The sequence below is a fragment of the Pseudoduganella lutea genome (assembly GCF_004209755.1).
Lineage (GTDB): Bacteria > Pseudomonadota > Gammaproteobacteria > Burkholderiales > Burkholderiaceae_D > Rugamonas > Rugamonas lutea.
On record NZ_CP035913.1, the window covers coordinates 3009642 to 3032937 of the forward strand.

22 protein-coding genes are annotated in these 23296 nt (G+C 64.4%); 7 read left to right on the forward strand and 15 right to left on the reverse strand.

The features are described from left to right. Window positions 1-22: 22 nt before the first annotated feature. Entirely contained in the window at window positions 23-1534 is a 1512-nt protein-coding gene (locus EWM63_RS12675; RefSeq protein ID WP_130186845.1) for a polyamine aminopropyltransferase, read from the reverse strand. Window positions 1535-1589: 55 nt separating this feature from the next. Between EWM63_RS12675 and EWM63_RS12680 the strand changes: the two genes are divergently transcribed. From EWM63_RS12680 to rsgA, 6 genes are all read left to right on the forward strand, one after another. Further along, on the forward strand, window positions 1590-1976 hold the full coding sequence (locus EWM63_RS12680; RefSeq protein ID WP_130186846.1) for a DUF350 domain-containing protein: 387 nt from the start codon (window positions 1590-1592) through the stop codon (window positions 1974-1976). Between the two features lie 10 nt (window positions 1977-1986). Beyond that, the gene (locus EWM63_RS12685) at window positions 1987-3048 is read left to right on the forward strand and encodes an SPFH domain-containing protein (RefSeq protein ID WP_130190352.1); all 1062 of its coding nucleotides are present in this window, start codon (window positions 1987-1989) and stop codon (window positions 3046-3048) included. 3 nt (window positions 3049-3051) lie between these two features. Further along, window positions 3052-4518 (forward strand): DUF4178 domain-containing protein, encoded by a 1467-nt coding sequence (locus EWM63_RS12690; RefSeq protein ID WP_130186847.1) that lies wholly within the window; start codon window positions 3052-3054, stop codon window positions 4516-4518. Then, window positions 4515-4685 (forward strand): hypothetical protein, encoded by a 171-nt coding sequence (locus EWM63_RS31800; RefSeq protein ID WP_165390814.1) that lies wholly within the window; start codon window positions 4515-4517, stop codon window positions 4683-4685. Before EWM63_RS12690 ends, EWM63_RS31800 begins: the two co-directional genes overlap by 4 nt. Then, a complete protein-coding gene (gene speD / locus EWM63_RS12695) occupies window positions 4682-5068 on the forward strand; it encodes an adenosylmethionine decarboxylase (RefSeq protein WP_229487875.1) in 387 nt (128 codons plus the stop codon). Before EWM63_RS31800 ends, speD begins: the two co-directional genes overlap by 4 nt. Window positions 5069-5289: 221 nt before the next feature. Beyond that, window positions 5290-6363, forward strand: coding sequence for a ribosome small subunit-dependent GTPase A (rsgA, locus tag EWM63_RS12700; protein ID WP_130186849.1), 1074 nt, complete (start codon window positions 5290-5292; stop codon window positions 6361-6363). Window positions 6364-6457: 94 nt separating this feature from the next. Here rsgA and EWM63_RS12705 read toward each other — a convergent pair whose 3' ends face one another. From EWM63_RS12705 to EWM63_RS12715, 3 genes are all read right to left on the reverse strand, one after another. Then, complete coding sequence (locus EWM63_RS12705; protein ID WP_130186850.1) at window positions 6458-6847, reverse strand: VOC family protein; 390 nt, start codon at window positions 6845-6847, stop codon at window positions 6458-6460. Window positions 6848-6934: 87 nt separating this feature from the next. After that, on the reverse strand, window positions 6935-7591 hold the full coding sequence (locus tag EWM63_RS12710) for an outer membrane protein (protein ID WP_165390815.1): 657 nt from the start codon (window positions 7589-7591) through the stop codon (window positions 6935-6937). A 31-nt stretch (window positions 7592-7622) separates the two neighbouring features. After that, window positions 7623-12758 carry a beta strand repeat-containing protein gene (locus EWM63_RS12715; protein WP_130186852.1) on the reverse strand — a complete coding sequence of 1712 codons (5136 nt, stop codon included), beginning with the start codon at window positions 12756-12758 and terminating at the stop codon, window positions 7623-7625. Window positions 12759-13027: 269 nt separating this feature from the next. Between EWM63_RS12715 and EWM63_RS12720 the strand changes: the two genes are divergently transcribed. Further along, a complete protein-coding gene (locus tag EWM63_RS12720; RefSeq protein ID WP_130186853.1) occupies window positions 13028-13585 on the forward strand; it encodes a hypothetical protein in 558 nt (185 codons plus the stop codon). A 125-nt stretch (window positions 13586-13710) separates the two neighbouring features. On the opposite strand, the gene EWM63_RS12725 is transcribed toward EWM63_RS12720, so the two are convergent. The 11 genes from EWM63_RS12725 to EWM63_RS12775 all read right to left on the reverse strand — a co-directional run bounded on the left by EWM63_RS12725 (window position 13711) and on the right by EWM63_RS12775 (window position 23255). Continuing rightward, complete coding sequence (locus EWM63_RS12725; RefSeq protein WP_130186854.1) at window positions 13711-14139, reverse strand: F0F1 ATP synthase subunit epsilon; 429 nt, start codon at window positions 14137-14139, stop codon at window positions 13711-13713. 59 nt (window positions 14140-14198) lie between these two features. Beyond that, a complete protein-coding gene (atpD, locus tag EWM63_RS12730; RefSeq protein ID WP_130186855.1) occupies window positions 14199-15599 on the reverse strand; it encodes a F0F1 ATP synthase subunit beta in 1401 nt (466 codons plus the stop codon). Between the two features lie 32 nt (window positions 15600-15631). Beyond that, complete coding sequence (gene atpG, locus EWM63_RS12735; RefSeq protein ID WP_130186856.1) at window positions 15632-16507, reverse strand: F0F1 ATP synthase subunit gamma; 876 nt, start codon at window positions 16505-16507, stop codon at window positions 15632-15634. Window positions 16508-16562: 55 nt separating this feature from the next. After that, a complete protein-coding gene (gene atpA / locus EWM63_RS12740; RefSeq protein WP_130186857.1) occupies window positions 16563-18104 on the reverse strand; it encodes a F0F1 ATP synthase subunit alpha in 1542 nt (513 codons plus the stop codon). Window positions 18105-18180: 76 nt separating this feature from the next. Beyond that, window positions 18181-18714: a F0F1 ATP synthase subunit delta gene (locus tag EWM63_RS12745; protein WP_130186858.1), complete on the reverse strand. Its 534-nt coding sequence runs from the start codon at window positions 18712-18714 to the stop codon at window positions 18181-18183. A gap of 2 nt (window positions 18715-18716) precedes the next feature. Then, window positions 18717-19187: a F0F1 ATP synthase subunit B gene (locus EWM63_RS12750; RefSeq protein WP_130186859.1), complete on the reverse strand. Its 471-nt coding sequence runs from the start codon at window positions 19185-19187 to the stop codon at window positions 18717-18719. 40 nt (window positions 19188-19227) lie between these two features. Next, window positions 19228-19512, reverse strand: coding sequence for a F0F1 ATP synthase subunit C (atpE, locus tag EWM63_RS12755; protein ID WP_130186860.1), 285 nt, complete (start codon window positions 19510-19512; stop codon window positions 19228-19230). Window positions 19513-19626: 114 nt separating this feature from the next. Further along, entirely contained in the window at window positions 19627-20376 is a 750-nt protein-coding gene (gene atpB, locus EWM63_RS12760; RefSeq protein WP_130186861.1) for a F0F1 ATP synthase subunit A, read from the reverse strand. 122 nt (window positions 20377-20498) lie between these two features. Then, window positions 20499-20867, reverse strand: a complete 369-nt coding sequence (locus tag EWM63_RS12765; protein WP_130186862.1) for an ATP synthase subunit I — start codon at window positions 20865-20867, stop codon at window positions 20499-20501. A gap of 588 nt (window positions 20868-21455) precedes the next feature. Further along, the gene (locus tag EWM63_RS12770) at window positions 21456-22379 is read right to left on the reverse strand and encodes a ParB/RepB/Spo0J family partition protein (RefSeq protein WP_130186863.1); all 924 of its coding nucleotides are present in this window, start codon (window positions 22377-22379) and stop codon (window positions 21456-21458) included. Between the two features lie 105 nt (window positions 22380-22484). Next, on the reverse strand, window positions 22485-23255 hold the full coding sequence (locus tag EWM63_RS12775) for a ParA family protein (RefSeq protein ID WP_130186864.1): 771 nt from the start codon (window positions 23253-23255) through the stop codon (window positions 22485-22487). Between the last annotated feature and the right edge of the window lie 41 nt (window positions 23256-23296).

Here is a 23296-nt window from a genome sequence, read left to right on the forward strand (position 1 = left end):
TCGGCATACTCTCAGCGTACCCTCAGCGTATGGTGTTGCGCCAGTCCTGTTCGAACTCGTGCACCAGCGATTGGGTGTTCAGGCGATTCGGCGCCATCTTCAGCGGCTTCATGTCGGGCGGAAAGGCGAACATGGCGGCCGTGGTGGCGCCGTTCAGGAAGCGCATCGGCAGGCGGTAGGCATCGGGCGGCGTGAAGGCGCCCTGTGGCGACGCGAGGATGAAGCCCCACTCGCCGAACGACGGCACGTAGGCGTGGTAAGGATACGTGCGCAGGCCCACTTCGCGCAGTGTCGCATCGATGGTCCAGTAGGCATGCGGCGCGAAGAACGGCGACGTCGATTGCACCACCACCAGGCCATTGGCCGCCAGGTGGTGCTTGAGCATGCTGTAGAACGGCACCGAATACAGCTTGCCCAGTGCGAAGCTGGACGGATCGGGGAAGTCGACGATCACGGCATCGAACATCTCATCGGTACCACGCAGCCACACGGCCGCATCGGCATTGATGACCTTGACGCGCGGGTCCGACAGCGCGCCGTGGTTCAGGGCCGCCAGTTCGGCGCGCGTCTTGAATGCGGCGGTCATGGCCGGATCCAGGTCGACCAGCGTGACGTGCTCGATATGCTTGTAGCGCAGCACCTCGCGCGCCGCCAGGCCATCGCCGCCGCCCAGCACCAGTACCCGTTTTGCCCAGGGCAGCCGTTCCAGCGCGGGGTGCACGAGCGCCTCGTGGTACCGGTATTCGTCGCGCGACGAAAACTGCAGGTTGCCGTTGATGTACAGGCGCGTGTCGTCCTTCCAGCGGGTGATCACGAGCCGCTGGTAGGGCGTGCTCGTGGCATACACGATCTCGTCGCCGAACAGCGCATGCTCGCCGAAGTGGGTAAGCCGGTCGGCGCTGGCAAAGCCGAACGACAGCGCGACCAGCACGGCGCAGGCGCGCAAGGTGCGGCCGGCCAGGTTCGTCAGTTCGGCGCGGAACACGTAGATCGTCCACAGCGCCACGCCGATGTTGAGCATGCCGAACAGGTAGCCGGTACGTACCAGGCCGAGATAGGGCGCCAGCACCAGCGGGAACAGCAGCGACACGGCCAGCGCCCCCAGGTAATCGAACGTGAGCACCCGGCTGACGATATCGGCGAACGCGGTCTCGCGCGCATTGAGCGCGCGCATCACCAGCGGCACTTCCATGCCGACCATCGCGCCGATCATGAATACCAGCACGTAGAGCAGCAGCCGGAATGGTGCGGCCGCCCACGAGAACGTGAGGAACAGCAGGGCGGCGGAGACACCGCCGATCAGGCCGATCGCCAGCTCGATGTCGACGAAGCGCGCCAGCACGTGCTCGTCCTTCACGTATTTCGACAGGTGGGCGCCGACGCCCATGGCGAACAGGTAGCAGCCGATGATGGTGGAAAACTGCATCACCGAATCGCCCAGCAGGTAGCTGGACAGCGCGCCGGCGATCAGTTCATAGGCCAGGCCACACGAGGCAACGACGAACACGGACAGGATCAGAATCTTTTTGGTCATTGGTCCGCGGCTGGATTATCATGTTTCTCTGTCTACAAGTCCGGTACTATAAGCCATGTTCGCAGTTGCCAACTACCTGATCCACCTGTGCATCGCGGCCGCGCTGCTCGCGGTCTTCTTCAAGGCCTATACCTGGATGACGCCTTACGACGAAGTCCACCTGATCCGGGAGGGCAACCACGCGGCGGCATTGTCGCTGGGCGGTGCGCTGCTCGGCTTTTCCCTGACGATCGCCTCGGGCCTGCTGCACACCCGCAATTACGAGGAATTCTTTGCCTGGGCATTCGGTGCAATGATCGTGCAGGCGCTGGCCTATGCGGTGACCACGCGCGCCTTGAAGATGGCCCGGGACCAGATCGAATCCGGCAACAGCGCGTTCGGCGCGCTGCTCGGCACCATTTCCCTTTCCATCGGCGGCATCAATGCCGCCTGCATTTCCTGAAGGAGCCATGATGGGTATCGGCAGCTTTATCAAGAAGCAGTTCATCGACGTCCTGCAGTGGAACGAAGACCAGGAGGGCGTGCTGGCCTGGCGCTACCCGATGCAGGATTTCGAGATCCAGAACGGCGGCGTGCTGGTGGTGCGCGAATCGCAGGTGGCGGTATTCGTCAACGAGGGCCAGATCGCCGACGTGTTCGGCCCCGGCACGCACAAGCTCACCACGCAGACACTGCCCGTGCTCACCAACCTGAAGAACTGGGACAAGCTGTTCGACGCGCCGTTCAAGTCGGACGTGTATTTCTTCAGCACGCGCGTGCAGACGGGCCGCAAATGGGGCACCACGCAGCCGGTGACGATCCGCGACAAGGATTTCGACATGATCCGCGTGCGCGCCTTCGGCATGTATTCGTATCGCGTGACGGATGCCCGCAAGTTCTTCACCGAGATCAGCGGTACCCGCGAAGCGTACACGCGCGACGAAGTGGAAGACCAGTTGCGCGGCATCCTGCTGGCCACCATGGCCAGCTCGATCGGCGGCTCGAACGTGGCCTTCCTCGACATGGCGGCCAACCAGGCGCTGATGGCGCAGGAGATCAAGGGTGACCTTGCCGACGCGTTCGCGCGCTACGGCATCGGCCTCGATGAATTCAATGTCGCTTCCGTGAGCCTGCCCGAGGAATTGCAGAAAGCGCTGGACGACCGTATCTCGGCCGGCATGAAGGGCGGCCTCTCCGCCGACAAGATGGCCGGCTTCACGCGCTACCAGACCGCCACCGCGATCCCGCTGGCGGCACAGAACGAAGGCGGCATCGCCGGCATCGGCGCCGGGCTGGGCGCCGGCGTGACGATCGGCCAGGCCATGGGCCAGGCAGTGGGTGCTTCGCTGGCGCCGGCCTCTCCGCAAGCGGCCGCGACGCCACTGCCGCCCGCAGCGGCCGCACCGGCAGCGCCCGCCGAGGATTCGATCGAGACGCGCCTGCAAAAGCTCAAGGGCTTGCTGGACAAGGGCCTGATTTCCGCCGCCGACTACGACAGCACGAAGGCCGAGCTGCTGAAGAAACTGATCGGCTAAGCGTTGCTGACCCTCTCTTGCCCCAGCTGCGGCGCCGAGGTGCGCTTCCGCTCGCATGCGGCCGTGATGGCCGTGTGCGAGTACTGCCGCACCGGCGTGCTGAAGGACCCCGGCAGCGTGGGCGACCTGGGCAAGATCGCCGAAGTGCTGGAAGACTATTCGCCGATCCAGCTCGGCACGTCCGGCACGTGGTCCAGCCGCCCGTTCACCGTGGTGGGCCGGCTGCAGCTGCGCTATGACGACGGCTTCTGGAACGAGTGGTACCTGCTGTTCGACGATGGCGCGACCGGCTGGCTGGGCGAGGCATCCGGCCAGTTCACGATGACCGCCGCCCGGGAGGCCGGCGGCCCCCTGCCCGCATTCACCGACCTGCGACCGGGCGAGCACGTGACGCTGGCGACCCAGCGCTGGACGGTGGCCGATGTGCGCACGGCCCGCTGCACCGGCGGCCAGGGCGAACTGCCGTTCCGCGTGGGCGAAGGCTGGCAGGCGAAGGTGGCCGACCTGCGCGCCGGCAGCGCCTTCATGACGCTCGACTATTCCGATGGCGAACAGCCGGTGGTCTACGCCGGCGGGGCCGTCAAGCTGGACAACCTGCACCCGCAACTGCTGCGCGACGACATCGACATCCGGCGCACCGCCGGCCGCTTCCGCGGCAAGGTCGCGGCGCTCGATTGCCCGGCGTGCGGCAGCGGCATCCAGTACTTGCCGGGCATGACGGCGAACCTCGTGTGCCCGGCATGCAGCGCGCAGCTCGACGCGGCCAGCCCGAAGGTCGCGGTGCTGCGCGCCGGCGAACGGCTCGATGCCGTGCCCGTCACGCTGCCGCTGGGCACCGAGGGCACGCTGGGCAACCAGAAGCTCACCGTGATCGGCGTGATGCGCCGCGAGGATGACGAAGGCACCGCGTGGACCGAATACCTGCTGTACGGCGGCCGCGCCGGCTTCACGTGGCTGGTGGAGACGGACGAGGGCTGGCAACGCTCGGAAGTGCTCGACAGCTGGCCGGACTGGCGCGACGGCTCGGCCGTGCTGAAGAAGACGACCTACCGGCGGCTGTACCAGTACCCGGCGCGGGTGACGTTCGCCGCCGGCGCCTTCAACTGGCGCGTGGCGGTGGGCGACGTGGCCCAGGTCGAGGAACTGCGCAGCGGACAATCGATGCTGGCGGTCGAACGCACGGAGAACGAGATCACCTGGTCGCGTTCCTCCCCTGTGGCATTCGACCAGTTGCACATGTGGTTCCCCACGGTCTTCAAGGGCAAGCCGAAGCAGCCACTGCGCCCGCCGGGCAAGCTGACGAGCGGCACCCGGTACCGCGACGCGGCCCGCATGCTGATCATCATCACGGGCGTGGTCAACGCGATCCCGCTGATCGCCAATTTCGGCGGCACGTTCGCCTACCCGGTGCTGGGTGCGCTGGCGCTGTACCTGCCGGCCGTTTTCCTCGACGATAACGATAAGGCATGAAAAAGTTCTGGATCTACGGGATCGCGGTGGTTTTCGTTTCGACCGTGCTTAGCTGGAGCAATATGGGCCAGAGCAGCGGCGGCAGCAGTGGCTATCGCAGCGGCGGCTCGTCATGGTCGTCGAGTACGGGCAGCGGCAGCTGGGGTGGTGGCGGAGGCCACAAGTGAGCGCCGGGGCAAGCCACTACAAGGCCGAGGGAACCCATCTGCTGGCGGACTTGTCCGGCGTGGCGCCCGCCCTGCTCACGAGCTGCGCGCGCATCGAGGCATTGCTGCGCGCCGCGGCGGAAGCGGCCGGCGCGCACATCCTGCACAGCCATTTCCACGGCTTCGGGCCCGGCCTCGGCGTGACCGGCGTGGTGCTGCTGGCCGAATCCCATATCTCGATCCACACGTGGCCGGAACAGGCATTCGCGGCCGTCGACATCTTCATGTGCGGCGCCGCCGCGCCGCAGCGCGCACTGGAAGTACTGCGCACCGCGCTGGCCCCGGCGCACTGCCGCGTGCGCACCGCGCAGCGCAGCCCCGTTGACGAAACAGTCAGCGGATGACAAACTTGCTTTCCCACTAACCCTGCCAGGAGACACCCCATGAAAGCCACGGATATTGCCTTCCTGCCGGCCGCCTGACGCCAGGGTTACCTCTTACAAACTCCCGGTGTTCCTCGGCGCCTGACGCGCCGGCCCTCCCGTTTCAACGTTGCCGCCCGAAGTGCTTCGGGCCGGCCTGTGCCCGCGCGCGCCGCGGGCGATGAACCCATGGGAACACCATCATGCTCGATTTCGCATCCGACGCTTTACGCCGCATCGGACTGAACAACCTTAACGCCGCCCGCCTGGCGGTACTGCCTGCCACGGACACGATGCGCCCGATGCGCATCGCCGCCATCCACGGCGAATGGATCACGGTGCACGACGGCGACGCCGGCCACCAGGCCCGCGCCCTGCCCCGCCTGCTGGCCAGCCTGGCCAGTGACCACGACACGCTGGCGGTCGGCGACTGGATCGTCGTCGACGACCTGGCCGGCGAGCACTGGATCGCCGCACGGGCCGAGCCGCTGACGCAGCTTGCCCGCCGCGCCAACGATGGCCGCCGCCAGGTATTGGCCAGCAATATCGATACGGCCCTGCTGGTCATGGGCCTGGACCTCGATTTCAACCTGCGCCGGCTGGAACGGTATATCGCCATCGTGCAAAGCGCCGGTATCGCGCCGGTAATCGTGCTGACCAAGGCGGATCTGGCCGAGGATGCCGGCGAACGGGTCGCCGCCGTGGAGCGCCGGCTCCCGGGCGGCATGCCCGTCATCGCCCTGAATGCCTTGAGCGGCGAAGCCGCCGCGCTGCTGCAACCGTGGCTGGGAACGGGCCAGACGCTCTGCCTGCTGGGTGCTTCGGGCACGGGCAAATCGACGCTGACCAACACGCTGGCCGCCGCCGGCCAGGAATCGGCAGTAAAAACGGGTGGCACGCGCAAGGGTGACGGCCGCGGCATGCACACGACCACGGCGCGCTCCCTGCACCGCTGCGCCAATGGTGCCTGCATCATCGACACGCCGGGATTGCGCACCTGGCGGCCGGACGCGGATGAAACGACGCTGTCGGCCACGTTCGACGATATCGCGGCGCTGGCCCTGCACTGCCAGTTCCGCGATTGCCGCCACGAACTGGAACCGGATTGTGCCGTGCGCGCGGGCACCGATCCGGACCGGCTGGCCAATTACCACAAGCTGTTGCGCGATGCCCGGCGCGGCGAGCAGACACCGCTGGACCGGATCGCCGCGCGCGCGAAATGGAAAGTGATCAGCAAGGCCGCACACCGGCACATGCGGGAGAAAGGCAAGCCGTAAGCCGCACGCAGGCAACGAGAGCAGCAGTAAGCGCAGCAATGAGCGGCAAACAGTGAACGGCAAGCACCAGGCGGCAGAGCCGCGCCTGGTGCTGCTACTTCTCGCGCAGCGTGGCCTCGATGTTGTTGCCGTCGAAGTCGAGGATGTAGGCGCTGTAATAATGCCCCGAGCCGACGCGCAGGCCGGGCGGCCCGTGATCCTCGGCGCCGTGTTCCATCGCCGCGGCGTAGAACTTGTCGACGGCTTCGCGATCGGCTGCGGCAAAGGCAATATGCAGCGGCGCGTTGCCGGCCTGGTGGTCAGCCCGCCAGTAAGTGGGAATTTCGGAGCCCAGCCAGATGAACGGCTGGCCTCCCTCGGCCGCGTAGATGGCCCAATCCATGTCGGTTTCGGTGCGACGGATTCCCAGCGGCGCAAGACAGGCGTCGTAGAGCGCCGCGCTGCGTGTGAAGTCCGTCACGACAATACCGAGATGATGAAACATGCGCTGCTCCTGAAGTCAGAGAGACCAGCCTAACATTGTTGAACGCGCTCTGGCGCGCGCGACCCCCAGGGAGCCGGCAGGAACGGTCTAGAAGCGGCGCGTGTAGGCGAGCGACAGCGCACCGAATCGGCGGCGCTCGTAATCGGCCGCCGCCCCGTCATCGCGCTCGGGCGCGGGCAGCGCCAGCCACGTATATTGCAGCGACACGGCCTGCACGGGCGAAAGCCGGTACTCGAGCCCTGCGCGCAACTGCCATGCGAAGCCACTCTTCGACGCGGGCCCGAAGCACCGGCAATCGGTACTGCCCAGCCGCAGTTCCGGCAACTCGACACGGCCCCAGCCGATACCGCCGCCCACGAAGGTGCCAAGCGATTCCGACAGCCGGTCGGTGCGATAGGCATTGGCGAAGACGGCATCGTAGTGACCGCGGCCGTCGGCCGCCTCGGTCACGGGGCCAAGCGCCAGCCGCTCCACGCGCAGCGCACCCCGCTCGTATTCCAGCTCGTAGCGCGCATGCTCGGTGGCGTGTCCGACCTGGACGCCGCCGTGCAGGCCGCGCTGCAACTCGGCGCGGCCGTCGAACGCGACGCCGGCGCCGAAATCGACACGGGCATCCCAATGGTCGAGCGTATTGGCGCCCAGGTGGGCGCTCCAGTAGCGATACGGTTCGGTGGCCGTGGCGGCGCCCGATGATCCGGCCGCGAACAAGACCGCAAGTACGGCCGCATGCAAGATGTGTTTCATGTGTCTCCCACGTTGATGACTTGGCCGTGCCTCAGTTCGCGAACCCTGTGCCGAATGCCGCATTCAGCTCGGCCGCCGTGGCGGCCGCACCGTGCGCGACACCGACGATCGTGACCTGCGCCAGGTAATTCTGTTCGACGGCATCGACGAAGCCCGCCGCGCTGCTCGACTGGTAGCTTGCCGCCAGTTGCTGCACCAGCGCCTGCACCGACGCGTTATCCTGGTTTGCCACCAGGTACCCTTCCGCGTCGAAATCAAACGCCTTGCTTGTCGTTGCCGAAAACGCCGCGCCGCGGTCGGTATAGCCCTGGGCCGCCAGGCCGAGGCTTGCCGCATCGGCCGCCGTGACCAGCTGCGTGGCGCCGCGTGCATCCTGGAACAGGTGGAAATCCGTTCCCGTGCCGCTTCCCGCTGCCGCCGCCGTGAAGCCGCCGGCGCCGTCCACGGCGCCGTAGCACGCGTAAGGCAAAGCCTGGCCGGCAGCCGCGAACGTCCAGTCCCGTGTAAATGGCTGGTAATACGCCGTCATCTTCTGCCCGCCCGGCTGTGCGTCGAACGCCACGCCTTCGAACGTGTTGCCGGCCACGGCCGCCTGCTGTGCCGCCTCCGCGGCACTGGCCGTGTAATACCGGTCGCCGGTCGCCAGCAGGATGCTGTAGACCTGGTGGTCCGGCGTATCGAATGCCAGCATGCCCGGGTCGACGATCGTGCCATTGACGAGCCCATCTTCGTCGCCCCAGCCACCATCCGTCAAGGTGAGCACGATACGATCGACGCGGCCATCCGCATTCAGGTCGACCAGCGTGGCGCCGTTGTCCATCGTGTCCAGCCGCCCGTCGTCGAGAAAGCTGTAATAGCTTTGCGTGGCGCCGTCGAACTTCAGGAAATCGGTTGCCAGCGAACCGCCGGCCGCCAGGTCGATGACGACCCGCGTCTGCAAGCCGTCGCGGCCGGTATCGAGGTCCGGCAGGCTGGCCACGCCATCTTCCGCCGTGACCGTGAAATTGAACACGGGCGACGTGGCACGGAATTGCTCCGGCAGCGCCGCGGGCAGGTCGGTCAGGCTCAGGTCCTTCAACTGGGCGCCATTGGTCAGCTGCACGGCTTCGCCGGCATTCGTCACCGAACCGGCGAGTACGGCACCGAACGATGCCGCCGAGGCGCTCTTGCCCAGCGCGAAGTCGGCCAGCGAGCGCATCGGCATTTGCGCCACCGCGTGCTGCTGCCAGTCGAGCACGCCATCGTGGTTGAAGTCGCCGCCGTTGGCGGCCAGTTCGATCGATGGCGCCACGCCGTCCACGTCCGTGACGATCGTGACGGCAACGGGGGCCTGCGCCACCACGTTCCCGGCGGCATCGAGGATCTGGGCATTGAACGTGTAGACGCCATCGTCGAGCAAGCCTGCGTTCACATTGACCTTGCCGGCCGCGATATCCTCGGCCGTGATGGCATTGCTGCCCACCACTTCGCCGGCCGCGCTCAGCAGCCGGACGCTGCCACCGGTGGCCAGCAGCGCACCGCCGCTGATCGTGAAGTCGGGCGTGACAACGCTGGTCACCGTATCGCTCTGGCTCGAGCCATCGTCCGATGCCGGGTCGAGGCCGGTCTGGAGGCCGGGCGTCGTCGGCGTTTCGGGTGTCGTTGGCGTTTCGGGTGTCGTTGGCGTCTCGGGCGTCGTCGGCGTCTCGGGCGTCGTCGGCGTTTCGGGCGTCGTCGGTGTCTCAGGGGTCGTCGGCGTCGTCGGCGTCACGGGTGGGGTGACCACGACGTCGTTGTCCACGATGGTGCCGGTGGCGGATACGCCGCCCACCGTCAGCACCGCGCTTTCGGCATTTTCCACCACCGCATCGTCGATCGTCGGCAGCGTGACGGTGAAGGCCGCCACGCCGGCAGGGACGACAACGATGCCGCTTGTTGCGCTGCCATTTTTCCAGGCCACGCCGTCGCTGAACGACAGGGTACCCAGATCTTGCGGAGCGGCCGTGCCGGCCAGGGCCAGGGTGAATTCGACCGGCCCCGCGCCGGCCGTGTTCAGCGCCACCGCGTAGGCCAGTGCCGCCCCTTCCGTGACGTTGGTCGCGCCGCTGGACGGTTGCGCCGCATCGAAGGCGGTTACGGTCGCGATGGCCGGCGCGTCGTTGTCCGTCACGGTGCCGGCAGCCACGATGCCGCCCAGCGTGATCACGACGGTTTCCGCGGATTCGACGAGGGTATCGTCGATCGTCGCGACATCGATCGTGAAGCTGGTGACTGCCGCCGGCACCACGACGATGCCCGTGGCCGGGTCGCCGTTCTTCCACGTGACGCCATCGGAGAACGTGACCGCGCCCCGGTCCGCCGTGGCAGCACTGCCGGTGAACGCGAGGGTGTATTCGCCATCGGTCACGCCGGCCGCGCTGACGGTGGCGGTGTAGCGCAGCGTCTGCCCTTCGACCACGGCGTTGTCGACCGGATTCGCGCCCACGTTCGCGGCATCCTCGGCCACGACGGCCGTGATGCTGCGGCTGTCGTTGTCCACGATGGTGCCGGTGGCGGACACGCCGCCCACCGTCAGCACCGCGCTTTCGGCGTTTTCCACCACCGCATCGTCGATCGTCGGCAGCGTGACCGTGAAGGCCGCCACGCCGGCGGGAACGACGACGATGCCGCTGCCCGCAACGCCGTTCTTCCATGCCACGCCATCGCTGAACGACAGGGTACCCACGTCCTGCGCGGCGGCCGTGCCGGCCAGGGCCAGGGTGAATTCGACCGGCCCCGCGCCGGCCGTGTTCAGCGCCACCGCATACGCCAGCGCCGCCCCTTCGGTGACGCTGGTCGCGCCGCTGGACGGTTGCACCGGATCGACCGCGGTCACGGTCGCAATAGCCGGCGCGTCGTTGTCGGTCACGGTGCCGGCAGCCACGATGCCGCCCAGCGTGATCACGACGGTTTCCGCGGATTCGACGAGGGTATCGTCGATCGTCGCGACATCGATCGTGAAGCTGGTGACGGCCGCCGGCACCACGACGATGCCTGTGGCCGGGTCGCCGTTCTTCCATGTGACGCCATGGGAGAACGTGACCGCGCCCCGGTCCGCCGTGGCGGCGCTGCCGGTGAACGCGAGGGTGTATTCGCCATCGGTCACGCCGGCCGCGCTGACGGTGGCGGTATAGCGCAGCGTATGCCCTTCGACCACGGCGTTGTCGACCGGGTTCGCGCCCACGTTCGCGGCATCCTCGGCCACGACGGCCGTGATGCTGCGGCTGTCGTTGTCGACGATGGTGCCGGTGGCGGACACGCCGCCCACCGTCAACACGGCGCTTTCGGCGTTTTCCACCACCGCATCGTCGACAGTGGGCAGCGTGACCGTGAAGGCCGCCACGCCGGCGGGGACGACGACGATGCCGCTTGCCGCGCTGCCGTTTTTCCACGCCACGCCATCGCTGAACGACAGGGTACCCAGGTCTTGCGGGGCCGCCGTGCCGGCCACGCCGAGCGTGTACTCGACGGCTGACGGGCTGGCGCCGTTCAGCGCCACCGTGTACACCAGCGTGGCACCTTCGGTCACGGCGTTGTCGACCGGGGTGGCGCCCGTATGCGCGGCGTCTTCGGCGATGACACTTGCGACAGCCTGGCTGTCGTTGTCCGTGATCGTGCCGGTGGCGGACACGCTGCCCACCGTCAGCACGGCCGTTTCCGCCGCTTCGATGACGGCGTCGTCGACCGTGGCGACCATCACACCGAACGTCGTGACGCCGGCCGGCACGACGACGATACCGCTGCCGGCATTGCCGTTCTTCCAGGCCACGCCGGCGGTGAACGCCAGGGACGCCACATCACCCGCGCCGGCCGTGCCGGACAGCGCCAATGCGTATTCGGTCGCGACCGGGCTGGCGCCGCTCAGCGTCACCGTGTACAGCAGCGATGCGCCTTCAGCAACGCTATCGTCCACCGGCAACATGCCCGTGTGCGCGGCATCTTCGGCCGTAACGGCCGACACGGCCTGGCTGTCGTTGTCCGTGATCGTGCCGGTGGCAGCCACGCCACCCACCGTCAGCACGGCCGTTTCCGCCGCTTCGATTGCGGTGTCGTCGGTCGTCGGCAGCGTGACCTTGAAGCTGCCCACGCCATTCGGCACGACGACGATGCCCGTCGCCGGGTTGCCGTTCTTCCAGGTCACGCCGTCGCTGAACGACAGTGCGCCCAGGTCGCCCGCCGCAGCGGTGCCGCCGCGGACCAGCGCATGCTCGCCGCCGGTACCGCTGAGGATCACCGTATAGACGAGCGTGCCGCCTTCGCCAACGGTGCTGTCGACAGGCATCGCACCCAGGTGCGCGCCATCTTCGGCCACCACGCTGGCCACCGTGGCAGGGGCAGGCACGTTGGCGTCGTTGTCGGTGATCGTCAGCACGCCCGTGTTGTCCGTGATCGCCGCGAATGAACTGTCGCTGAGCAGGATGGAGACCGTGCGCGCGCCATCGACTGCGGTGGTATTCGTGACCGGTACCGTGACCGTCTTTGTCGTCTGGCCCGGTGCGAAGGTCAGCGTGCCGGTGACCGCCCCATAGTCGGTACCGGCAGTGGCGGTACCATCGACGGACGTGTAGCGCACCGTCACCGTATCGGTGCTTGCACGGCTGAGCGAAACGGTGACGGTGGCCGTGCCGGCCCCCTCATCGACAGTCGTGTCGCCGACGGTCAGCTTGGGCTGGTTTGCCAGGTAGGCGTTCAATGTGCCGAGCAGGCCCTGGGTTGCCGCGTTGCCGCTGACCGAGCCGTTCGGGATCGCCAGTGCCTGGCCATTGAAGGTCAGGCCGATAAAGCTGCGCGGATCGCCATTGGCCTCCGTCCAGGGGTCGATGAAGTACGTGCCGCCGCCAGCCGTGGCCAGCGTGTGGCCGCTGCCCGTGGCATAGAACACCATCGTGCTGACGGTACCGCTGGGCGCGCGCCAGTTGATGACGCCATCGATGCGGTGCTGTACGCCCAGCGCATCCGTGACCAGGATCGTGCCCGTCAGGTCATTGCCCTGGGCGCCGCCGAACTGTCCATTGTCCGTCGCCTGTTCGAATTGCAGCTTCGACCAGCCGAGCGTCGATGCGAGAAAAGCGTTTCCGGCTTCGTTGTTCCGGACGGCGTCGCCGGCGAAACCGTTGGCGAACGAAACGGATACGGTGGTGATGGGCATGGTGTCTTCCTGAAATGGATCGATGGCCGGCCGGATGGACGGTGGATTTCAGGCGGGGACGGGGCACAGATGGATGGGTGCGGCGAGGGCCTGGCCGCGGACTCAAGCATACTAAAAAGCACACCGCGCGGGATATGGACTCGCTCGCAACATGGCAGGAATGTGCCGGATTGTGGTTGCCGTACGACAAATATCGATGCCGTGATGACGTTGTGGCAAGCGACCGCGCTCGGGTACACTGTCGGCTGCTTTCACCATCGAAACCGATCATGCGTCGAGTCGCGCTTCTTGCCTTTCCCCTGCTGCTGGCCGTCACGGGCTGCGGCGACGATTACCAGCCCGAACAGCTCTACCTGGCCACCACTCCCGATTGCCGGGAATGGGTCGACGGGTCCACGTTCAGGCTGCCCGAGGGCGTCAGCGTGTCGGCCACCACCCCCGTCACGGTGAAGGAAGGCAGCGCCGAATTCGGCGTCGTCTACCTGGTGCCGCGCGGCGGCAGGGTGCAGTTCGTCACGCGCGCCTTCAACATCACGCAACCGAAAGGGGCAACGATCGCCAAGGCCAAGGTGCTCAGCTACTACCAGCGCGGCACCAACAACCGCGCGGAAATGGTGGAAGTCATCACGAATATCCCGGCGCTGCTGCTGCCGGTGGCCACGGCGGAGGTCACGCAATGGCGCATCCGGCTGGGCGTCGACCAAAAATTGCCCGCGCGCTTCGACCTCGTGCTTTCTGACGTCATCATCGACGACGAGCGCCATCCCGTGCGCACCTTCACCTATCGCTGGTTCCCGGAACGGAAAGCCTACGGACTGTGCCGCTGAGCCATCGCGGTCGGACAGCACGCACGGTGTTGTAAAAATTCGGGGACTGTCCCCGAATTTTTACAACAGTGCAGGGAAATAAAAAAAGCAGCCCGAAGGCTGCTTTTTCATGGGCGGGGCAAAGCTTATTTGCCGCCGCGCGCGCGCAGTTTTTGCAGGGCTGCCAGCTGGCCGATGGCCGCTGCCAGTTCGGCCTGCGCTTTCGCGTAGTCGATGCCGGTCTTGTTGTTGGCGAGGCTTTCTTCCGCCAGCTTCTTGGCCTCCTGGGCCTTGGCTTCGTCCAGGTCGCCGCCACGGATTGCGGTGTCGGCCAGGACCGTCACGGCGTTCGGCTGCACTTCCAGCAGGCCGCCGGCGACGAAGACGAACTCCTCTTCCGACTTGCCTGCAACCTGGATGCGCACCGCGCCCGGACGGATACGGGTGATCAAAGGCGTGTGCTTCGGGTAGATACCCAGCTCGCCCTGCTCGCCCGGCAACGCGACGAACGTGGCTTCGCCGGAGAAGATCAGCTCTTCCGCGGACACCACATCGACGTGAATTGTGTTTGCCATAATTATCCTATCGGTTTGAACGGCCCCGCCCCCGTTCAGGGGCGGAGCGCCGCATCAAATCAGCCCAGCTTCTTGGCTTTTTCGATGGCTTCTTCGATCGTGCCGACCATGTAGAACGCCTGCTCCGGCAGGTGATCCAGTTCGCCCGAAGCGATCATCTTGAAGCCCTTGATCGTGTCCTTCAGCGAAACGTACTTGCCCGGTGCGCCGGTAAAGACTTCGGCGACGTGGAACGGCTGCGACAGGAAACGCTGCATCTTACGGGCGCGGGCCACCAGCAGCTTGTCTTCCGGTGCCAGTTCGTCCATGCCCAGAATCGCGATGATGTCACGCAGTTCCTTGTAGCGCTGCAGCGTGCCTTGCACGGCGCGGGCCGTGTCGTAGTGGTCCTGGCCGACGACCAGCGGGTCCAGCTGGCGGGAGGTCGAATCCAGCGGGTCCACGGCCGGGTAGATACCCAGCGAGGCGATGTCACGCGACAGAACGACGGTGGAATCCAGGTGACCGAAGGTCGTCGCTGGCGACGGGTCGGTCAAGTCATCCGCAGGAACGTAGACGGCCTGGATCGACGTGATCGAGCCGGTTTTCGTCGACGTGATGCGTTCCTGCAGGCGGCCCATTTCTTCGGCCAGCGTCGGCTGGTAACCCACGGCGGAAGGCATACGGCCCAGCAGTGCGGACACTTCGGTACCGGCCAGCGTGAAGCGGTAGATGTTGTCGACGAAGAACAGCACGTCCTTGCCCTGGTCACGGAACGATTCCGCGATGGTCAGGCCGGTCAGTGCCACGCGCAGGCGGTTGCCCGGCGGTTCGTTCATCTGGCCGTACACCATGGCCACTTTGGAGTTGCCCAGGTTGTCCAGGTCGACGACCTTGGCATCGGCCATTTCGTGGTAGAAGTCGTTACCTTCGCGGGTACGCTCGCCCACGCCGGCAAACACGGACAGACCCGAGTGTGCCTTGGCGATGTTGTTGATCAGTTCCATCATGTTGACGGTCTTGCCCACGCCGGCGCCGCCGAACAGGCCGACTTTACCGCCCTTGGCGAACGGGCACACCAGGTCGATCACCTTGATGCCGGTTTCCAGCAGGTCTTGCGACGGCGACAGCTCGTCGTAGGCCGGCGGGGTGCGGTGGATCGACGCGACCGACTCTTGCGACACAGGGCCGCGTTCATCGATCGGGTTGCCCAGCACGTCCATGATGCGGCCCAGCGTTGCCGGACCGACCGGTACCATGATCGGCTTGCCGGTGTTCTGGATGGTCATGCCGCGACGCAGGCCGTCGGAAGAACCCAGAGCAATGGTACGGACAACGCCGTCACCCAGCTGCTGTTGAACTTCCAGGGTCAGCTCGGAGCCAGCCATTTTCAGCGCGTCAAAAACCTTAGGCATCGCGTTGCGCGGGAACTCCACGTCCACCACGGCGCCGATACACTGAACGATTTTGCCATCAGCCATTTTCGTTCCTTCAAATATAGTTAAATTCGTTTTTAAACCGCTGCCGCACCGGCGACGATTTCAGAGAGTTCTTTGGTAATGGCTGCCTGACGGGTCTTGTTGTACACCAGCTTCAGTTCGCCGATCACACTGCCGGCGTTGTCGCTGGCGGCCTTCATTGCCACCATCCGCGCCGACTGCTCGGACGCGAGGTTTTCCGCCACGGACTGGTACACCAGGGCTTCCACGTAACGTTCCAGCAGTTCGTCGATGACGGTGCCTGCATCCGGTTCGTAGATGTAATCCCAGGTGATGCCACCCTTGTCTGCCGCGCGCTTTTCAGCGGTCAGCGGCAGCAGCTGCTCGACCATCGGTTCCTGCTTCATCGTGTTGATGAACTTGGTGTAGCACAGGTAGACCGCGTCCAGCTTGCCTTCCTGGAACTTCTCCAGCATGACTTTCACGGGGCCGATCAGCTTTTCCAGGTGCGGGGTATCGCCGATCTGCGTCGCCTGCGCCACCACGGGCACGCCGATGCGGTTCAGGAAACCAAGACCTTTGTTGCCGATCGCGACCGCTTCAACTTTATTGCCGGCGGCTTCCAGTTCCTTCGTCTTGTTCGTCACCGCGCGCAGCACGTTGGTGTTCATGCCACCGCACAGACCCTTGTCGGTCGTGATGATGATGAAGCCAACGGCTTTTGCCTGCGTGCCCTGGTCATCTGCCAGGAACGGGTGCGTGTACTCGGGATTGGCGCCAGCCAGGTTCGCGGCGATGTTACGAATCTTGTCCGCGTAGGGACGGGCGGCGCGCATGCGATCCTGCGCCTTGCGCATTTTCGATGCGGCGACCATTTCCATCGCCTTCGTGATCTTCTTCGTATTTTCTACGCTCTTGATCTTGCCACGTATCTCTTTGCCTACTGCCATGAGTCCTTACTCCTTCTGCGCGAATGGCGGTTCACTGGGTGAACCGCCGTGCCGCTTAAAATGCGCCGGATTTCTTGAAATCAGCGATGGCCGCGGACAGCGTTGCTTCGCTATCCTTGTCCAGTTGCTTGCTTTCTTCGATCTTCGACAGCAGGGCAGCTTGCTTCGTCTTCAGGTACGAATGCAGGCCCGCTTCGAACGGCAGCACTTGCTTGACGCTGATATCGTCCAGGAAGCCCTTGTTCACGGCGAACAGCGATGCGGCCATCAACGAGGTCGACAGCGGCGAGTATTGCTGCTGCTTCAGCAGTTCCGTCACGCGGGCACCGCGGTCCAGCTGCTTGCGGGTCGATTCGTCCAGGTCGGAAGCGAACTGCGCGAACGCAGCCAGTTCACGGTACTGCGCCAGGTCGGTACGGATACCGCCGGACAGGCCCTTGATGACTTTCGTCTGCGCTGCACCACCGACGCGGGACACCGAGATACCGGCGTTGATCGCAGGGCGCACGCCGGCGTTGAACAGCGACGTTTCCAGGAAGATCTGGCCGTCGGTGATCGAGATCACGTTGGTCGGCACGAAGGCGGACACGTCGCCAGCTTGCGTTTCAATGATCGGCAGTGCGGTCAGCGAACCGGTCTTGCCGGTCACGGCGCCGTTGGTGAAGGCGGACACGTAGTCGGCGTTCACGCGGGCAGCGCGTTCCAGCAGGCGGCTGTGCAGGTAGAACACGTCGCCTGGATACGCTTCACGGCCCGGCGGACGGCGCAGCAGCAGCGAAATCTGGCGGTACGCAACAGCTTGCTTCGACAGATCGTCATACACGATCAGCGCGTCTTCGCCGCGGTCGCGGAAGTATTCGCCCATCGTGCAGCCGGAGTAGGCCGAGATGTACTGCATGGCGGCCGATTCGGACGCCGTGGCGGCGACAACGATCGTGTATTCCATCGCGCCGTGCTGTTCCAGCGAGCGCACGATGTTCTTGATCGTCGAAGCCTTCTGGCCGATGGCGACGTAGATACACGTCATGCCCTGGCCCTTCTGGTTGATGATCGCGTCGACTGCGACAGCCGATTTACCGGTCTGGCGGTCGCCGATGATCAGCTCGCGCTGGCCACGGCCGATCGGCACCATCGCGTCGATCGACTTCAGGCCGGTCTGCATTGGCTGCGACACGGACTCACGGGCGATCACGCCCGGTGCGATCTTTTCGATCGGCGAGGTCAGCTTGGCATCGACCGGACCTTTGCCGTCGATCGGCTGGCCCAGCGCGTTGACCACGCGGCCGCGCAGTTCCGGACCGACCGGCACTTCCAGGATGCGGCCGGTGGTTTTCACCGTGTCGCCTTCGGAGATGTGCTCGTAGGCACCCAGGATCACGGCGCCGACGGAGTCGCGTTCCAGGTTCATGGCCAGGCCAAAGGTATTGCCCGGGAATTCGAGCATCTCGCCTTGCATCACTTCGGACAGACCGTGGATGCGGCAGATACCGTCGGCAACCGAGATGACGGTGCCTTGATTGCGCACTTCAGCGCCACTGTCAATGCCTTGGATCCGGCTCTTGATCAGCTCGCTGATTTCAGATGGGTTGAGTTGCATGGTAACTCCTAATTGTGTTCTCTCAGCTTGCGCGAGGGTATAAGGGTCTGCCGCAGGTGCACGCAGTACTGCCGGCTTACGACGTCAGCGCGACGCGCATCTGTTCCAGCCGGGCGCGTACCGAAGTGTCCAGCACTTCGTCACCGACCACCACGCGCACGCCGCCGATCAGCGATGGATCGACCGTGACTTGCGGGTTCAGCTTGCGGCCGAATTTCTTTTCCAGCGTGGCGACCAGGGCGGCGGTTTGCGCGCCATCGAGATCGAATGCGCTCGTGATTTCGGCATCCGCCGCACCTTCCGTGCCATTTTTCAGGTCATGGAATTGGGCACCGATTTCCGGCAGCAATGCGATGCGGCCGTTTTCGATCAGCGTCGAGAGAAAATTGTTCGCTTCCGCGGTCAGCGGCGACTTCAGCAGGGAAGTGACGGTGGCGAGCACATCGCTGTCCGTCACTTTCGGGTTGCGGGCATATGCCAGCACCTCTTCGTGCGAACCGATCTGGGCCAGTTCGGACACCAGATCGGACCACTGCGCGAGGTTGCCAGCCTGGGCTACGCGGAAGAGGGCTTCCGCGTAAGGACGAGCGACGGTTGCGAGTTCAGCCATGATTACAGCTCGGTCGCAAGGCGATTCAGCAGGTCGGCGTGGGCCGACGCGTTGACTTCGCGCTTCAGGATTTGCTCGGCGCCCTTGACTGCCAGGTCGGCGACCTGGGCACGCAGTTGCTCGCGTGCCTGGGTCACTTGCTGGTCGGCTTCGGCACGGGCTTGCGCAATGATGCGGTCCGCCTCGGCTTTGGCATTGGCCTTGATTTCTTCAGCGATCAGCTGAGCGCGCTTTTCAGCGTCCGCGACGCGCGACGCAGCTTCGTCGCGCGCGGAGGTCAGGGCTTCCGTGGCGCGCTTTTCAGCTGCCGCCATCGAAGCCTGGCCCTGCTCTGCAGCAGCCAGACCGTCCGCGATACGCTTGGCACGCTCATCCAGCGCAGCATTCAGCGCCGGGAATACGAATTTCATCGAGAACCAGACGAGCACCGCGAAGGTGATCATCTGACCGATGAGAGACATATTGATGTTCATACCTTGCTCCTAAAAAGTTTCCCCTGGTTGGAGCGGTAAATTACTGGCCTGCGATAGCGGCGGTCAGCGGGGTCAGGAACGGGTTAGCGAACGTGAACAGCAGAGCAACACCAACGCCGATCATCGAGATCGCGTCCAGCAGACCAGCGATAACGAACAGCTTGGTTTGCAGTTGCGGCATCAGTTCAGGCTGACGTGCCGAAGCTTCCAGGAACTTGCCACCCAGAATAGCGAAGCCCAGAGCGGTACCGATTGCGGCCAGGCCGATGATGATAGCCACGGACAGAACGGTCATGCTTTGTACTTGTGCGATCAGAGCTTGCATTTAGATTTCTCCTAAGATTTAAAAAAAACGACGATACAGATTTAAAAAACTCTTTTTTACAACGAACCGCTTGGCGTCCCGCCGGAACCGTGTCCGGACCGGCGAGGTGCCTTATTAGTGTTTCTCGACCGCGAGGCTGAGGTACACAACTGTCAGGGCCATGAAGACGAAGGCCTGCAGCGTCACAATCAGGATGTGGAAGATTGCCCATGGACCACCCAGTGCCCACTGTGCCCACCATGGCAGCAGCGCGATCAGGATGAAAATCAGTTCGCCGGCATACATGTTGCCGAACAGTCGCAGCGACAGCGAGATCGGCTTGGCCAGCAATTCGACCATCTGCAGCAGGAAATTCGCGGGAGCCAGCAGGATCATGCCGACCGGGCCGCTCGCATGGAACGGGGCCGTGAACAGTTCCTTGACCCAGCCGCCGGCGCCCTTGGCCTTGATCGAGAAGCCGATGATGCAGATCAGCACGCCGATCGACATGCCCAGCGTGTGGTTCACGTCGGCGGTCGGCACGACGCGCAGGTAATTGATGCCGACCAGCGACAGCAGTTGTGGCAGCAGGTCCACCGGCAGGAAGTCCATCGCGTTCAGCAGCCAGACCCAGACGAAGATCGTGATCGCCAGCGGGGCGATGACCTTGCTCTTGGCATGGAAGGCGCCGTTGACGGTGTCGTTGACGATTTCCATCACGAATTCAACGAAATTCTGCAGCTTGCCCGGCACGCCGGCCGTGGCGCGCTTGGACGCCAGCCAGAAGACGAACAGGAACAGGGCGCCCAGGATCGCGGAGATCCAGAACGTGTCCAGGTTGTACGTGCCGTCGGTGTTCTGAAGGTGAGTCAGGTGGTGCTGGATGTACTCGGTGGCGTTTGCCGGGCCTGCGTGGCCCCCGCGTGTTCAGTCGTCATAGTAAAGTTGGTATTGAATTTAGAAACTTTGTCCGCATCCTTCGATTCTCGAAGGGCATCAAACGGCATTTAAACTGCGAGCAATGAGAACCAGTAAGCCAAGGTCGTCACCGCGAAACCCAAGATCAGCCAAACCGACGCGGCCGATGGAAACAGCACCAGTACTGCGATGAACAGCACTGCTGTAATGAATAATTTCACCATCTCGGCGCGGAAATGCCGCCGGAAGATTGCTTTCGGGTCGCCGTTGGCCCGCGTGACGATCAACGCGTAGGCCAGGCTGCCCAGCACCGCGATCGCGCCGCCCATGGCGGCAGGCCAGCCTTTTCCCACCCCGGCGAAGAGCGCAACGAGGGCTGAAAAGAGGACGGCGATGGTTAATTGCAGGGCGACGATTCGATAGACCGGCCGGGCGATGCTTGCAGCAGAATCACTCACTTGCCAACCTTCTAAACGTAGCTTTAAGACCCAAAGACACGGGATTATAGGACTGTTACGTGAGCGGCGTCAAACAAGTTGCACCTCTCGAGAGCAAATGAAGCAACATTGTGACGAATATGTCAGTCCTGTGCACCGTCCTGGTGCGGCTCGACAGTGCATGGCCGGCTTAACCGGGCCTTAAGCACCTTTTCGCACCGAAACCGTATCTTTAACGCAACATCCATGCCCTTCCAACAAGCGGCATTCACCTTCGTTGCCTCATATCGGGACGGCGAGAAGGCACACAATATCAATACGTTACGGTCAAACGAAGATTTTTAGAGGATCTCTTCAGCGGCGATTGGCTGGTCGCCGCCGGCGGCGGCCCGAGCGGCGCGCATTTTGCCGCACGGGTTATCACAGATTAGGTTTCTAATTGAACAATCTGAATATCGATTGTGAATAACTCGGCTTTATCGCAATCGCCATTCAAATTCGGTGAATATATCCGCGCCGCTGAATTAATCCGTGGCCGGTAATGCGCCACGCTTGCCATTTCCCGTGGCGGCCCCGCGCGGCTGTATGCCGGCAGGGCCAAGGAACTGCTTACTCGCTCGCCGATTCACGCAACCGGGTGAGCACGCCTTCCAGGATGTCCAGGTCGGCGAAGTCGATGATCATCTGGCCCTTGCCTTTCGCGCCGATGCGGAACGTGACCGGTGTGGCCAGCCGGTCGGACAGTTCTTCTTCCAGGCGCTTGATGTCGCCGGACTTCTCCCGCACCCGGGCTTCCGGTGGTGCATCCTGCTCTTCCTGCGTGCGGGTGACGAGTTTTTCCGTTTCCCGCACCGACAGGCGCTTGGCCACGACCACATTGGCCAGCGTGATCTGCGTGGCCGCGTCGACGGCCAGCAGCGCGCGGGCATGGCCCATGTCGATATCGCCCGCCATCAGCATCGTCTGCACGGGTGCGGCGAGGTTCAGCAGCCGGAGCAGGTTCGACACGGCGGAACGCGAGCGCCCCACGGCCGTGGCCGCCTGTTCATGCGTAAACGCGAAGTCCGTGATCAGCCGGTGGATACCCTGCGCCTCCTCGAGCGGATTCAGGTCTTCGCGCTGGATGTTCTCGATCAGCGCCATCGCCGCGGCGGAGGTGTCGTCCACCTCGCGCACCAGCACGGGAACGGTGTCGAGGCCGGCGATCTGTGCGGCGCGGAAGCGTCGTTCGCCGGCGATGATTTCGTACCGGGGCTTGCCCCCGTCATTGTTGCCTGCCTCGTTGCCGCCCGGTTCGGTGCCGAGCGGGCGCACGAGGATCGGCTGCATGATGCCCTGGGCCCTGATCGACGCGGCCAGCTCGTTCAGGCTGCCCTCGTCCATCCGCGTGCGGGGCTGGTACTTGCCCGGCTGCAGTTGCGCGAGCGGCAGTTCGGACGGATTGCCCTGCTCCGCCGCGGCAGGTTGATCGCTGTCGCCGCCCAGCAGCGCGTCGAGGCCGCGACCGAGGCCCTTGAGTTTTTTGGTTGCCATAGTCTAGTTCGGGTGCGGACACCCTGTTCGTGTGCCGTGTGCGTGGTGACAGGCACCATCCTGCGAAAGATGGTGCCTGTCACCGTTTTTTGTGCGAATCGGAAGTTACATTGTCTTGATGCGCTCGACCATCTCCGCGCCAAAGGCGATATAAGCCTGCGCGCCCTTCGACGACGGGTCGAACGATACCCCGGGCATGCCATACGACGGCGCTTCGGCCAGCCGCACGTTGCGGGGAATGATCGTCTTGAACACCTTGTCGCCGAAGTGCTGCTCGAGCTGGGCCGATACCTGCTGCGACAGTGTCATGCGCGGGTCGAACATCACGCGCAACAGGCCGATGATCTTCAGGTCCTGGTTCAGGTTGGCATGCACCTTCTTGATCGTGTTGACCAGGTCGGACAGCCCTTCGAGCGCGTAATACTCGCACTGCATGGGAATGATCACGCCGTGCGCGGCGCACAGGCCGTTCAGCGTGAGCATCGACAACGCCGGCGGGCAATCGATCAGGATGAAGTCGTAATCCTTGTCGACCAGGGCCAGGGCATTCTTCAGGCGTTTTTCCCGCTGCGCCAGTTCCACCATCTCTACTTCCGCACCGGCCAGCTCGCGGTTGGCGGGCAGCACGTCGAAGCGGCCGGATTCCGAGCGCTGGCGCGCGGTCGCGACGTCGGCACTGCCCAGCATGACTTCATAGGTGGAAGCGGGCAACCCGGCCTTGTTGATGCCGGCGCCCATCGTTGCATTGCCTTGCGGGTCCAGGTCGACCAGCAATACGCGCTGGTTCAGTTTGGCAAGGCCGGCGGAGAGGTTGACCGTGGTGGTGGTCTTGCCCACCCCGCCCTTCTGGTTCGCTACGCAGAATATCTTTGCCATTGGTTTTTGTTGTTCTTTCCAGTTCTGGTTCTTTAACGGTA